This is a genomic window from Campylobacter concisus (assembly GCF_002914195.1).
Taxonomy (GTDB): Bacteria; Campylobacterota; Campylobacteria; order Campylobacterales; family Campylobacteraceae; genus Campylobacter_A; species Campylobacter_A concisus_M.
Genome location: NZ_PPAU01000095.1, coordinates 1 through 13427, shown reverse-complemented (window position 1 = coordinate 13427; position 13427 = coordinate 1). Strand labels below are relative to the sequence as shown.

The 13427-nt window shown below is 37.1% G+C and carries 14 protein-coding genes; 7 read left to right on the top strand and 7 right to left on the bottom strand.

Annotation, left to right across the window (positions count from 1 at the left end):
- Positions 1 to 54: 54 nt before the first annotated feature.
- The gene (locus tag CYP28_RS05675; protein ID WP_103593442.1) at positions 55 to 1254 is read left to right on the top strand and encodes a 2,3,4,5-tetrahydropyridine-2,6-carboxylate N-succinyltransferase; all 1200 of its coding nucleotides are present in this window, start codon (positions 55 to 57) and stop codon (positions 1252 to 1254) included.
- An 11-nt stretch (positions 1255 to 1265) separates the two neighbouring features.
- On the top strand, positions 1266 to 1760 hold the full coding sequence (locus CYP28_RS05670) for a hypothetical protein (protein WP_103593441.1): 495 nt from the start codon (positions 1266 to 1268) through the stop codon (positions 1758 to 1760).
- Positions 1761 to 1939: 179 nt separating this feature from the next.
- On the opposite strand, the gene CYP28_RS10915 is transcribed toward CYP28_RS05670, so the two are convergent.
- The 7 genes from CYP28_RS10915 to CYP28_RS05640 all read right to left on the bottom strand — a co-directional run bounded on the left by CYP28_RS10915 (position 1940) and on the right by CYP28_RS05640 (position 8446).
- Positions 1940 to 2044, bottom strand: coding sequence for a Fic family protein (locus tag CYP28_RS10915; RefSeq protein ID WP_087584034.1), 105 nt, complete (start codon positions 2042 to 2044; stop codon positions 1940 to 1942).
- A gap of 121 nt (positions 2045 to 2165) precedes the next feature.
- Entirely contained in the window at positions 2166 to 2330 is a 165-nt protein-coding gene (locus tag CYP28_RS10345; RefSeq protein ID WP_180997948.1) for a hypothetical protein, read from the bottom strand.
- Between the two features lie 81 nt (positions 2331 to 2411).
- Positions 2412 to 2633 (bottom strand): DUF4172 domain-containing protein, encoded by a 222-nt coding sequence (locus CYP28_RS10910; protein WP_223154482.1) that lies wholly within the window; start codon positions 2631 to 2633, stop codon positions 2412 to 2414.
- 142 nt (positions 2634 to 2775) lie between these two features.
- The gene (locus CYP28_RS05655) at positions 2776 to 3198 is read right to left on the bottom strand and encodes a gamma-glutamyl phosphate reductase (protein ID WP_103593440.1); all 423 of its coding nucleotides are present in this window, start codon (positions 3196 to 3198) and stop codon (positions 2776 to 2778) included.
- 1 nt (position 3199) lies between these two features.
- A complete protein-coding gene (locus CYP28_RS05650) occupies positions 3200 to 3988 on the bottom strand; it encodes a peptidoglycan-binding protein (protein ID WP_103593439.1) in 789 nt (262 codons plus the stop codon).
- 147 nt (positions 3989 to 4135) lie between these two features.
- Entirely contained in the window at positions 4136 to 5947 is a 1812-nt protein-coding gene (glmS, locus tag CYP28_RS05645; protein ID WP_103593438.1) for a glutamine--fructose-6-phosphate transaminase (isomerizing), read from the bottom strand.
- 3 nt (positions 5948 to 5950) lie between these two features.
- The gene (locus CYP28_RS05640) at positions 5951 to 8446 is read right to left on the bottom strand and encodes an HD domain-containing protein (protein WP_103593437.1); all 2496 of its coding nucleotides are present in this window, start codon (positions 8444 to 8446) and stop codon (positions 5951 to 5953) included.
- 110 nt (positions 8447 to 8556) lie between these two features.
- Here CYP28_RS05640 and mqnE point away from each other — a divergent pair, with 110 nt between their 5' ends.
- From mqnE to CYP28_RS05615, 5 genes are read left to right on the top strand one after another with little or no spacing between them, the layout of a single operon-like run.
- Complete coding sequence (gene mqnE, locus CYP28_RS05635; RefSeq protein WP_103593436.1) at positions 8557 to 9621, top strand: aminofutalosine synthase MqnE; 1065 nt, start codon at positions 8557 to 8559, stop codon at positions 9619 to 9621.
- An 11-nt stretch (positions 9622 to 9632) separates the two neighbouring features.
- A complete protein-coding gene (locus CYP28_RS05630; RefSeq protein WP_103593435.1) occupies positions 9633 to 10925 on the top strand; it encodes an NCS2 family permease in 1293 nt (430 codons plus the stop codon).
- Between the two features lie 12 nt (positions 10926 to 10937).
- A complete protein-coding gene (locus CYP28_RS05625) occupies positions 10938 to 11378 on the top strand; it encodes a phosphoribosyltransferase (RefSeq protein ID WP_021091484.1) in 441 nt (146 codons plus the stop codon).
- Positions 11379 to 11387: 9 nt separating this feature from the next.
- Positions 11388 to 12605 carry a hypothetical protein gene (locus CYP28_RS05620; protein ID WP_103593434.1) on the top strand — a complete coding sequence of 406 codons (1218 nt, stop codon included), beginning with the start codon at positions 11388 to 11390 and terminating at the stop codon, positions 12603 to 12605.
- Positions 12606 to 13307 carry a pilus assembly FimT family protein gene (locus CYP28_RS05615; protein WP_103593433.1) on the top strand — a complete coding sequence of 234 codons (702 nt, stop codon included), beginning with the start codon at positions 12606 to 12608 and terminating at the stop codon, positions 13305 to 13307.
- Positions 13308 to 13427 lie beyond the last annotated feature (120 nt).

Below are 13427 nucleotides of genomic sequence, written 5' to 3'. Positions count from 1 at the left end.
ATAAAATTTTTAGCCATTTTTGGCTAGACTAAGAAAAAATTTAAAGGAGAATAGATGTCTAAAGAGTTTAAAGATGCAAATGAATTTAAGGAATTTTTTGAAGAATTTAGAAAAAAAGATGGCTACAAAGATCCGCTTGCTTTTGGTATCGCGAGGGTCGATCGTGGACAAAAAAATACAGACAAAATTTTGCAAGCGACATTCGCTGTTGTAAATTACAAAGAGAGCTTTTTAAGCGCTGCTGCTTATATTTATGCTTTGCAAAAGTGTGATGTTAAGGTTGATTTTAACGGCTCTGAATTTGTAGCTGATCTTACGCCAAAAGTGGTAAAAAAAGCTAGCAAGCTCTTTAGCGTCTTTGAAAAAGAGATAAGCTCTCATAAAAATGTACAAAATTTACATGCCGTAAAAATGGCATTTGATGACGATCTTGAACTAAATGAGAATAAATTTAAGCTTGTATTTTTGTTTGACGATGCTAAACCACTTAGCGTAGAGGCCGTATATCTCAAGCTTTACTTGATCTCACTTGGCAAGGTCGCACCTAGGACGATCGTGCTTGATGGAGCTTTTGGTGTGTTACCAAATGTTGCATGGACTACCCAAAATACGCCAATCGAGCTTGAATGGCTAAGAGAAAATGAAATTTCTCTAAAGATGTTTGGCGAATATCCAGCGATCGTTAGTGTCGATAAATTCCCAAGATTTTTAAGCCATATCATTCCGGCTGATAACACGAGAATTTTAGACTCAGCTAAGGTTCGTATGGGCGCTGCCGTGTATCCTGGCACAGTCGTTATGCCTGGTGCTGCCTACATCAACTTTAACGCAGGTACAACTGGTGGCGTGATGGTTGAAGGCAGAGTCAGCAGCTCTGTCGTAGTAGGCGAGGGCAGTGACGTAGGCGGAGGGGCAAGCATACTTGGCGTGCTAAGTGGCACAAACGGCAATCCTGTAAGCATTGGCAAACACTGCTTGCTTGGCGCAAACTCAGTTACAGGCGTACCTCTTGGTGATAACTGCATCGTGGATGCTGGCATAGCGGTGCTTGAAGGCACAAAGGTCTATATATCAGCTAGCGAGCGCGAAAAGTTAGCTAAGCTAAATCCAGAGTTTAAATTTGAAGCTGAAATTTACAAAGCGCTTGAGCTTGGTGGGCTAAATGGACTTCATTTTAGACAAAATAGCCAAACAGGCCAGATCACTGCAAGTGCGAGCAAAAGGGCGATCAAGCTAAATGAGGCACTTCATTAAAAGGAGCTAGCATGAAAGTTGGCATTTTGATGTTTGATAAGCTAAATCTACTAAGCTTTGCTAAAATTTATGATTTTTTACATAAATTTGAGGATTTTAATATCAAGACTTACGCACTAAAGCCTGAAATAGTCGATGAATTTGGTATTAGGCTTCATCCTGAAATTTATGCCGAGAGCCTTTATGGTGTTGATATGTTGGTCGTGCCAGATGGCGTTGGAGCACTTGGATTAAGATACGATGAGATATTTTTAAGCTGGGTTAAAAGCTCAGCGAGTGCAAAATTTAAGATAGGTTTTGATCTTGGCGTGCTTATCCTTGGTGGGGCTGGATTTTTGGAAGACAGAGAGGCTTGCATAAGGGGCGGATACAAAAATGCACTTAGTGACTACTGCGATGTTAATGATGCCAAGATGTGCGAAAGTAGGGGTGTCATAAGCGTTAGTGAATTTGATGATAGAATCAAAGAACAGCTGACAACGATACTAGGTAAAGATAAATTTTAATGGCTTTGACTCTTAAATTACGATAGAAATTTTATATTTTTAGTAAGCTTATAGCTTGTTTATAGCGCTATTTACCGCTTGTAGGTGTGCTACATTATCCACCCTGTGAAATTAAAATTTAAATTATTTCCAAGCTTTGTTATCTGCTTTAAAATTTCATAATAATTTTTTCTATTTGCTTAAATAATGCTAGAGATAGAAAATGGCTTAACACTATCTTCTCTTAAAAAGTAGTGTGCCAAAGCCCTTGTCATGCGTCCATTACCGTCATCATAAGGATGGATAAAAAACTAAAGATGTGCAATAAAACTTTTTAGATATGCGTTTTCAAGGCTTTTGTTGATAAAATTTTAAAAGTTCTCATCTCATCTTCTATACCTCTGCTGGCAAGGCTTCATAGTGGATTTACCCATTTTCTGGAGGGCCTGAGACGACGCTCATCTCATCATCTCTAAACTTGGCTCGTTTTATCTTGTAAGTTTTGCTTTGGATATATTCAAACAAGGTATTGTGCCAGCCATGTAGCCGCTCGAGGTTCATATAGTCTTTGTTTAAATTTACTTCAAACATTAGCGAGACTAGATTAACACTGTGTCTAGTCGCATGAGTGTCAGCTAGCCAGTCAAAATTTTCATATAGCCTCTTTTTTATCTACGAGCGAATGCTTGATCTTTTAAGCCTTTCGCCCCCTATGAGAGATGAACTTATTATTTCATCTTCAAGTGCACTAATTTGCACCTTTAAAAGATCGTCTCTGCTGATATTGCTTGTTAGCTCTTTTAAATTTTTATGGTCTTGCTCTAGCTTATTTGTAAGGGTGTCTATTACTCTTTTGTCGAAAGAAAAATTTGGGTAGTTGGGATGTTGTCGTATCCACAGGTTTTGTAATTTTTAATCAATGCACTGAACTTATTTATAGCAGTAAAATTTGGTATATGCATTGTTTTTGATTTGCTATTTGTAGAAGTCGTTTTTTTGTTAGAAAAGAGCCAGTTAAAGTTAAGGCTAGATAAGATTATCTACCTAGCCTATAGTCTCTTCTAGCATCCTTATAACCACGCCTATAGCCACGATCAAAACCATCATCATAGTCGTCATCGTTATAGTAGCCTCCGCGGTAACCACGCTGAAATCTATCATATCTTTCGTACTCATTTCGATAGTATGGGCGGTAGTTAGGCGGATATGGCGCATAGTTTGGATCAACAGGATAGTAGCCATTTGTACGGCAACTATCCTCATCGAATTTTTCTATTCCATTACGAAATTTATAGCTTTCTATTTTTTTATCAAAGCTATCAATACTTCTTATGTCGCCATAAAATTTAGCCATTTCTCTTTGATTTATAAGATTGCAAAGCCTAGCTTCAACTTTTTTTTCATAACTCATAGCAAGCAAAAAAGTCAATGAACAAAATAAAATGGCTAAAAATTTCATATTAATCTCCTACTTTTAAACTTCCGCCTTTGCCAAGACCGCCTTTTACATTTTGCGCTTTGTAGTCTTTTAGGGCAATAACTAATTGATTCATCGAATCAAGGAAAGCATTTACAAGTGTTTTTCCTTCAGGTGTTCTTGAATACGCGCCAAGTCCAGCACCAAGAGAAGCGCCAGCACCGCCGCCCATGCCAAAGAAGTCAGTGCTAGAAGCCGAGCCAATAGCTGCTGCTAATTGAACACCTGAACGATTTTCTATAAGAACCAATGTGGTTTGTGTCTCTTTTGTTGAAAAACCACCAGCTATAGCACCTGCTACACTACCAAAAAGTGCTTCAACAAGAGCACCTGCTCCGCCTGTATCTTCGTTGCTAAAGAAAATTTCAGGGCGAATAGTATAATCAGCTGCTACCATTTTACCTTTACCAAAGCCGGAACCACCACGTAGTTCGCCTGATCTATCAAGCGCACGCTCTTGCATCATATTATCCATCATAGCACCACGCTCAACTATAACAAAGCAACCAGTTTGTTGTGCAAGAAGACGCAAAACAGGAATAGTTGATGTGAGCTTGTAGTTGTGTGTTAAATATGAATACCAATCAGAATTTTGGTCTTCATAAAACGCAAGTGTTCCAAGAGTGCTACTGCATTTTTCTATTTTTGTGTTAGCATTATTGTTATTGCTTCCAGCAGCACTGCCAGTTACACCGTTGCTATTGCCAGTTGCACAACCGCTTAAAAGTAAAACTCCAAGGCCTACGCTTAGTAAAGATGAACTTAACTTCATTTTTATCCTTAATATTTAAGTTGGTTTTTTAACATTATATATAAGCAAATATTATAAAAATATTAATATAAGATTTATGTTTAGTAGCATAATGCAAAACTACTTTTATAAAAATTTAAGTAGCCAGCAAGATGCCAGCCACACGAGTTATTCGACAGTTACGCTTTTTGCGAGATTTCTTGGCATATCGACGTTGTTGCCAAGTCTAACAGAAATTTCAAGCGCAAGTAGCTGAAGCACAAGCATCATCTCGAAAAATTCGCTCATATAGTGATCTTGAACGCTTGTTTTTACGTAGTCATCGCTTAGCTCAAACTCAAGTGGGCTTATCGCCAGGATGTAGGCATCTCTTGCGGCAAGCTCTTCTACATTGCTCTTTGTCTTTTCATAAAGTAAATTTTGAGGCATTAAAGCGATCGTAAATAGCTTCTCGTCTGCAAGTGCGATAGGGCCGTGTTTCATCTCGCCTGATGGATAGCCCTCGGCGTGAAGATATGAGATTTCTTTAAGCTTTAACGCACCTTCTAGTGCTAGCGGATAGAAGATGTCTCTGCCTATAAAGAAGAAGCCATGACCATGTAAATAATGCTTGCTTAGGCGGTGAAGCTTCTCTTGAAGAGAGTTATTGATATTTAAAATTTGTGGAATGTGAAGAAGCGTTTTGATTTCGTGATCAAGCTCTTTTTTGCCAATAGAATTTTTAGCTGCCGCCATTTGAAGCACAAGCATCCAAAGCACGATGATCTGCGTTGCAAAAGCCTTTGTACTTGCCACACCTTTTTCGATGCCAGCACGAGTTAGAAGCGTGTTATCAGCTAGTCTAACAATAGATGAGTTATCGACGTTACAAATCGCAAGCGTTTTTAGCCCAGCCTCTTTTGCGATCCTAAGTGCCTCAAGAGTGTCGGCTGTCTCGCCACTTTGTGAGATGACGATGAAGAGCGAGTCTTTGTTTAGATAAGGCTTTCTGTATCTAAATTCACTTGCTACTTCGACCTTTGTTCTAACTTTAGCAAGTCTTTCAAAAAGATAGCTTGCAACAAGTGCCGCATGGTAGCTCGTACCGCACGCACAAAGCACGACATCATCGATACTTTTTAGATATTCATCGTCTAAATTTTCAAGGGTGACTTTGTGGTTTTTAACCCTGCCCATGATGGTTTCAGATACGACTGCACCTTGCTCGTAAATTTCTTTCTCCATGAAAAATGTATATCCCTCTTTTTGGGCATAGCTCTTATCTTTTGGTAAAGCATTAAACGTTATGCTCGCCTTTTTGCCGTGTTTAAAAACAGCAATCTCGTCTAAGCTCACGTAGCCGTAATTGTTGTCATCAAGATATGCCACCTCTGTTGCATTGCCGATAAGTGGAGCATCTGATGAAGCAAAATATAGCTCTTTTTCATTACTCTTTCCTATCGCCATAGGAGCGGCATCTTTTGCGAAAAATATCTTATCAGGTGCAGTTTTGGTGATAAGCAGCGTCGCGTATGCACCTCTTAGCTTTGCAATAGTCGCCTCATAAGCTTTAAATGGATCTTTTTTCTCTTTTAAAATTTCTTCAAAAAGGTGCACGATCACCTCAGTATCGGTTTGGCTGACAAATTTCACGCCCTTTGCCTCAAGCTCATCTTTAAGCTCTTTGTAGTTTTCGATGATGCCGTTGTGAACGACAAATGAGTGCTCGCCAAGGTGTGGGTGAGCATTGATCTCAGTTGGTTTGCCGTGAGTTGCCCAGCGTGTGTGACCTATCGCCACGCCAAAACCCTCTGATGTAAAGTCTTTTGTCTTTAGGGCTAAATTTTCAAGCTTGCCAACTGCCTTAAAAAAATCGATCTTGCCATCACTCATCACAGCCATGCCAGCGCTGTCATATCCTCGGTACTCAAGCTCTTTTAGACCGCTTAAAATGACCTCTTTTTTCTCTTTATCTCCGATGTATCCTACTATTCCACACATGTTTTACTCACTTATTAATAAATTTAATATCTCTTCGCCTTTACTCTCAAGTCGTTCGTTTTTCTCGATCAAAAAGAGATTTCTTGTTCTATTTTTAACCGTTTGAATTCTAGCACTCGTGACTTGAAAATGAAGCCTATCAAAAACACTCATCACATAAGCCATTAGCCCGCGCTGATCTTTTGCGTTGATGCTAAGTTTGGCATAATCTTTTGAGTGATTTAGCTCGAAGTTTATCTCATCTTTGTTAATGTTTGGTTTCAAAGGCTCTTTTAAAACCTCGCTATTTAAGGATTTTAGAGCTAAATTTTTAGTAGTTTCAAGCTCCTCTTTTTTAACATTTTGGTTAAAATCAAGCCTGATATAAAATTTCTTCTCAAATAGCTCAAAAATTTCCATGTATGCTAGGTCAAATTTGGCAAATTCATAGAGCAGGGCGCTTAAGTTTAGGCTCTTTTTTGTATAGATTTGAATGCTTAGATTTTTAGAGTTATTTATAAAAATTTCTGTCACATCTAAGCTATCTGCAACCTTGCTTAAATTTATGATCTCACTCGCACTATATTTTATAAAGACAAGATTTGATGTGATTTTAAAAATTTTCTCTTGCAAGCTTGATTCAAGCGCCAAAAACTCGCTATTTCGTTTTATAGACTGCTCTTTTTTTACGCGTCTTGTCGCTTCATCAAGTAAATTTTCATCGCTAAATGCACTAAGAGAAATTTCATAAAGCTCTCTTAAAAGCTTTGCTGTGTAGGCGTTATAGAGCCTCTCGTTTGTCGCATTTATCACGCAGTAGCTAAGGATGTAAAGCAGCTTTAAAACCTGCTTGTCGCCAAGCTTTGAGATAAAAGCAAATATAACGCGTTGGGAATAAATGTCCTCTCTGTTTGAGACATTGCTCATTAGCGTGTGGTATTTTACAAGTGTAACACCGATATTTACGGCTTTTTGGCTTAAATTTAGCTTGTTTGCGTAGGCTCTAAAGATATTTGCTCCGATATTTGCGTGGTCTTTGCCAAGCCCCTTGCCAACGTCGTGCATTAAAGTCACGATCTTTAGCATTGTTTTGCCCTCCAAGCAAAGCTCGGTATAGAGATTTTTTATGAATTTATCTTTTATATTTTCAAGAAATTTTACACTTAAAATACTATGCTCATCGACCGTAAATTCGTGATAGCCGTCGTACTGAGCTAGCTGACTGATATGCTCCATTGGCTTTATTAAAATTTGTATCATTTGCGCATCGAGCAATGACTTTAAAATTGCGTAGGAATTTTTTCTTAAAAATATCTTTTTAAACTCACTTATAGCGTGCTCCAAGCCGCTTTTTGTGATAATGGCTCGCTTGATGTAAAAGATTGTACTTATATCAAATTTATAATCCACATCTTTTAGTTCTAAAAGCTCGGTTATTAGATTTTCAATGAGAGCTGGCTTTTTATGGAGTGGCACGTAGATAACGCCATTTATTTCGTAAAAGCCATTTTTTAGCCTTGCAAATTTTCTCTGATCAAAATTTAGCTCGCTTTTAAAAAATGGCCTACAAAGAGAAGCGACGATAAACCTTGAATAAATAGCAACATTATTCATCGAGCTTAGCATCTTTTGGCTGATAACGCTTTCATTGTCTTGAAGCTTTTTAGACTTTGTTTGCATGAAATTTGTCGTGATCTCAACGCTTGAAGCGCTAAAAGTATCAGAATTTTGCGTCAAATTTAAGGTGGTTAGTAGGCTTAGTAAAAAGTCCACATTTAGGTTAAAGCTAGCGATCTCTTTTTCATTCATCACTTTTAGGGCTTGTGATCTAACTGAAATGTCGCTATCTAGGTAGTTTAATATGCAGTTTAGGTGATAAATTTCATCTATCCCACCAAAGCCACTTTTTAGATTTGGCTCTTGGGCTAAGTAGCTGATGCTAGAAAATGGCAAAAACGCCTTTAAATGGTAGTTCAAAAAGGCTTTTTTATCAAATTCTTTTAATTTTACGATCTCGCTTTTTACTAAGCGGTAGAGACTTTTTGAACCACAGATATATCGGACTTGCGATGTCTCGCTTTTAAATTTGAGATCGTCTTTGTAATTTGTAAAAATTTCATCTATTTCGACGCTTTTTATATAAAAATTTATTCCAGAGCTGCTTAAAATTTCGCTAAATTCTTTTAAGAAATTCTTTATGTTGTAGCCTTTTAAATTTTTATAAACTAGTAAAATTTCAAGCTCGCTATTTGCGCTAAGTAAGGTCTGGGCGTATTTTCCAGTAGCTAAAACACTAAAGGCAAAGCTGTCATTTTGTGGTACAAAATCATCAAAAAAATCTCGCATAGTTTCATTTAAATAAGATTTTATAAAATCATCATATTCTTTGGCTAAAAAATTTGCAAAATTTCTACCCTGATTTTTTTGAAAATGTTTTGGTAAATTTGCCTTAAAATCAAGAAATTTATCTTTGATTTTTAAATAATTATCGCTATTTTTGGTACTTTTATCGGCCAGCATTTAATGTTTCCATTGTTAAAAATATCTTGGCAAATGTTACATAATTTTTGCAAAAACAAAGCTTTATTTGCCTATAATAAAGCCTTAAGTTCAGCTTTAGGACGATAAAGATAATGAATCTATTACAAAAACTAGAAAGTGGCGAGAGATTAAGCAAGCAAGAGGCTTTTTCGCTTTATGAGCTTGATCTTTTTACATTGGCTAAATTTGCCGATAAAAAGCGCAGAAAACTGCACGGCAATAAGGTCTTTTTTAATGTAAATCGCCATATCAATCCAACAAATATCTGCGCTGATATCTGTAAATTTTGTGCATTTTCGGCTCACAGAAAAAATCCAAATCCATACTTAATGAGCCACGAAGAAATTTTAAAGATCGTTGATGAAAGCGTGAGCCACGGCGTAAAGGAGATACACATCGTATCAGCTCACAACGCAAAAAGTGGCTGGCAGTGGTATTTAGAGATTTTTAAAAAGATAAAGGCAGCTCATCCAGAGCTTCACGTAAAGGCGATGACGGCAGCTGAGATTGACTTTTTATCAAGACATTACGGCTTAAGCTATGATGAGGTGATAGAGAAGATGCTCGAATACGGCGTCGATAGCATGCCAGGCGGCGGGGCTGAAATTTTTGATGAAGAGGTCAGGGCTAAAATTTGCAAAGGCAAAGTAAGTAGCGAGAACTGGCTCAAAATCCACAAAATGTGGCATGATAAAGGCAGACAAAGCAATGCAACGATGCTTTTTGGTCATATAGAAAGCCGTGATAATAGGATCGATCATATGCTAAGGATTAGAGACTTGCAAGATGAAACTGGCGGATTTAACGCGTTTATCCCGCTTGTCTATCAAAGAGAAAACAACTACTTAAAAGATGTTAAATTTTTAGGATCAGCTGAAATTTTAAAGACTCTGGCGATCTCACGTCTTGTGCTTGATAATGTCTCACATATCAAAGCTTACTGGGCTACTTCGACGCTAAATTTAGCGATGATAGCTCAGGAATTTGGCGCTGATGATCTTGATGGCACGATAGAAAAAGAGAGCATCCAAAGTGCAGCTGGCGCAAATAGCGCAAATGGCGTTACGCTAAAGACATTTTGCGATCTCATAAAAACATCTGGTTTTACGCCGGTTGAGCGTGATAGCTTATATAACGAACTTAAAATTTACTAAAGGAGCTTGGGGTGAAATTTTTTGACTTAGCACAAAACAAAACGAGTGTGAAGCAGGAATTTGGAGCGGGACTTACGACGTTTTTAGCGATGATGTATATCGTGCCGGTAAATGCGATCATTATGAGCAAAACTGGTATGCCTTATGAGGCACTAATCACTGCAACTGCGCTAATTACCATATTTTCTACTATATTAAATGGTCTTTGGGCGAACACACCAGTTGCGATGAGCGTTGGCATGGGGCTTAATGCTTATTTTACATTTGGTCTTTGCATCGGTATGAAAGTACCTTGGCAAACGGCTCTTGGCGTTGTTTTTCTAAGCGGCGTGATATTTGTCGTCTTGTCTTTTACAAATTTTAGAATGTGGATAATTAGATCCATCCCACTTGACCTAAGAAGAGCGATAAGTGCTGGCATAGGCACCTTTATCAGCTTTGTGGCGTTTCAACAAATGGGCTTTATCGTAAATAGCGACGCAGTTTTGGTTGGTATAGGAAATTTCAAAGATCCAAACGTACTTCTTGGCGTTTTAGGACTATTTTTAGTTATTTGCTTTTGGGCGTGGAAGATAAAGGGCGCGTTTATCCTAGCTGTGCTTGCTACTTCAGTGATAGCTTGGGTGCTTGGTATCGCTCCTCATCCAACAGAAATTTTCTCAACTCCAGCCTCTATCTCTCCGATATTTTTAGAGCTTGATATAAAAGGTGCGCTTAGCCTAGCCTTGCTGCCAGTTGTTATCACATTTTTTGTGACCGATCTTTTTGACTCGATAGGCACACTAGCTGGCGTTGGCACAAGGGCTGGGATATTTGACGAAAACAAAAAAGATGGCGTCGTAAAACTTGAAAAAACTCTTGAAGCTGATGCTGTTGCTACCGCAGCTGGCTCGCTTGTAGGTGTAAGTACGACCACATCATTTGTAGAGAGCGCAAGCGGTGTAGAAGAGGGCGGTAGGACTGGTCTAACAGCTGTATTTTGCGGACTTTTGTTTATACTTACATTATTTATGTTACCACTTTTTAAAGCGATCCCTGGCAATGCCATCTATCCGATCCTTGTAATGGTCGGCGTGCTTATGTTTGCAGAGCTTGCTAGTATAAATTTCAAAGATCCAGCCATAGCTGTAGCGACATTTTTCATAGTTGTGCTCATCCCGCTTACTTACTCGATCACAAACGGCCTTGCATTTGGCTTTATGTCATACGTCATAGTTAAGCTCATAAAGAGAGAATTTAGCGATATAAATTTAGGTGTAGTCGTGCTAGCGCTTATTAGTTTTATCGTATTTTTAGTGCATTGATAAGGATGAAAGATGATATTTTATAGCTATGATGAATTTGCCGTTGATGCCAAAAAGATGGCAAAACAGATAAAAGATGAGTTTGATCCAGAGGTGATACTAGCTGTGGCAAGAGGTGGTCTAACGCTTGGCCACTCGCTAGCTGTTGCGCTTAATAATAGAAATTTATTTACATTAAATTCTATCCACTATGAAGATACAAACAAACTTGATACGATTAATATCTTTAACGTGCCAGATCTTAGCAAATACACTAAGATTTTACTCGTAGATGACATCATTGATAGTGGCGAGAGCATGGTCGAGATAAAAAGAGAGCTGCTTAAGCGTTATCCAAATTTAGATATCAAAATAGCGACCGTCTTTTATAAAGAGAAGGCTCTGCTTTTGCCAGAATTTAAGGTAAAAGAGGCTCACGATTGGATCGAGTTTTTTTGGGATATACATATTTAAGGAAAATTTTTGCTAGATAAATTTAGAGAATTTGTTGGACATCACGTCGCTTTTAGCGTATTTTTGATATGTTTGATTGATTGTATATTTTTACTTTATACGGCAAATTCTCTTAGCATAAGTTACAGTGAAGCTGAAATTTTTTTTAACAAACAAAATTCTCTTAGCCATGTTTTAAACTTAAGCATTCAAATTTTTGGTCAAACAGATCTTGCTTTAAGGTCCGTGATGATCGCTTTTCATTTAATAAGTGTCGTTTTAATGTATAAGATAAGCAAATTTTACATTAAATTAGAGTTTGACAGACTTATTGCGGTATTGCTTTTTATCTTACTTCCTGGCACGCTAGCTTCAGCTCTTATCGTCAATAATGCTGGGCTTTGCGTTATGCTGGCACTCCTATGTATATACTTTTTTCATATTAAAAATAAAATTTTATTTGTAGCATTTTTTTGCCTTTCTTTTTTTATAGATGGTGATTTTTTGATATTTTACGCAGGATTTTTTATATTTTCACTTTATAAAAGGAAGCCGCCGCTTGCTTGGCTAAGTGCTATTTTGTTTTTACTCACGCTTTACTTTTTTGGTTTTGATACAAATGGTAGGCCAAGTGGGCACTTTATCGATACTTTTGGTATCTTTGCCGCTGTTTTCTCGCCATTTATTTTTATCTTTTTTGTCTACACGATTTATAGAATTTGGGTAAAAGAAAAAAAAGATCTTTTATGGTTTATTGCGATTTGCTCATTTTGCTTTTGTATGATAGTCTCAGTGCGCCAAAGGCTAGAGCTTGAACAGTTTTTACCATTTTGTGTGATTGCGACACCACTTGTGGTAAGAGTATTTTTTAATTCGTATCGTGTAAGATTGCCAAAATTTAGAAAAGGCTATAAAATTTGCACGACCTTAGTGATGCTTTTTTTAGCTTTAAACTGGTCGATGATCGTATTTAATCAAATTTTTTACCTATTTTTAGATAACCCAACAAAGCATTTTGTCTATAAATTTGATGTTGTAAAAGAGCTTGCTGCTAAATTAAAAGAAGCGGAAATTAAGGATTTATACACTGATAATAAAAAGCTTGCATTAAGACTTAAATTTTATGGTATAGATGTAAGAGATGAGTCTAAAAATTTATTAGTAAGCGCCGATCTAGATGGAAAATCAAAATTTTGCATAGAAAAAATGGGAAAAGTAATTGCAAATTTTGACATAAGAGGTAAGTAGATGCATAAAAACAAGGGTTTTACTGTTATAGAGCTTATCTTTGTGATTATTGCCGTAGGTATACTTGCAGCAATGATCATACCAAGGCTAGAAATAAATGGAGCTAGAGAGGCAGCTACACAGATGCTAACGCATATAAGGTACGCCCAGCACCTTGCCATGCAAGATGATAAATTTGTACATTCAGAAAATGAAAAATTTTGGTTTAAAATGAGATGGGGGATAGCTATTAATGACACTAGTTTGCAAGAGTGCTCTGTAGATGAGCCTGGGGTTAAATCTTGGAAATATAGTATTTTTTATGATAAAAGAGGTAGTGGTAATAAATTTAGTGGTAACTTAAATTCCAAAGAAGAGGTTGCCATCGATACACAAAAATCAAATAAATTCTTAAGTGCGGGCTGGAGAGGCATTCCTCAATCCTATTGCAATAAAATTAATACAGATTTAAATATCGAGAAAAAATATGGCATAAAATCGGTTAAATTCGTCGGTAGTTGCGGAAAAGGCAAAACACAAACCATTGATTTTGACGAATTAGGTAGGCCCATGAGAGTGGTGAGTGTTACTAACAATAAAGGAGCAAAAAGACCTTATTCAAGACTATTGAAAGGTGATTGCAAGATAGTTTTAACAGATAAAAATAACAATGTAGCCTCTATAAATATAGAAAAAAGAAGTGGATACGCGTATATAAACTAAACCCTATAAACCTATAATAAAAATACATACTTTAAAATTTTCAAGCGCCTAATAAAATTTTCTCAAATTCCCTAAATATTTCAACTATCTTTAAGTATTGCTCATATATAATTCCAGCTC

Excerpts from the sequence above, each read along its gene's own strand:
- CYP28_RS05675 (WP_103593442.1), top strand. The coding sequence starts at position 55 with ATGTCTAAAGAGTTTAAAGATGCAAATGAATTTAAGGAATTTTTTGAA.
- CYP28_RS05670 (WP_103593441.1), top strand. The coding sequence starts at position 1,266 with ATGAAAGTTGGCATTTTGATGTTTGATAAGCTAAATCTACTAAGCTTT.
- CYP28_RS10345 (WP_180997948.1), bottom strand. The coding sequence starts at position 2,330 with ATGTTTGAAGTAAATTTAAACAAAGACTATATGAACCTCGAGCGGCTA.
- CYP28_RS05655 (WP_103593440.1), bottom strand. The coding sequence starts at position 3,198 with ATGAAATTTTTAGCCATTTTATTTTGTTCATTGACTTTTTTGCTTGCT.
- CYP28_RS05650 (WP_103593439.1), bottom strand. The coding sequence starts at position 3,988 with ATGAAGTTAAGTTCATCTTTACTAAGCGTAGGCCTTGGAGTTTTACTT.
- glmS (WP_103593438.1), bottom strand. The coding sequence starts at position 5,947 with ATGTGTGGAATAGTAGGATACATCGGAGATAAAGAGAAAAAAGAGGTC.
- CYP28_RS05640 (WP_103593437.1), bottom strand. The coding sequence starts at position 8,446 with ATGCTGGCCGATAAAAGTACCAAAAATAGCGATAATTATTTAAAAATC.
- CYP28_RS05625 (WP_021091484.1), top strand. The coding sequence starts at position 10,938 with ATGATATTTTATAGCTATGATGAATTTGCCGTTGATGCCAAAAAGATG.
- CYP28_RS05615 (WP_103593433.1), top strand. The coding sequence starts at position 12,606 with ATGCATAAAAACAAGGGTTTTACTGTTATAGAGCTTATCTTTGTGATT.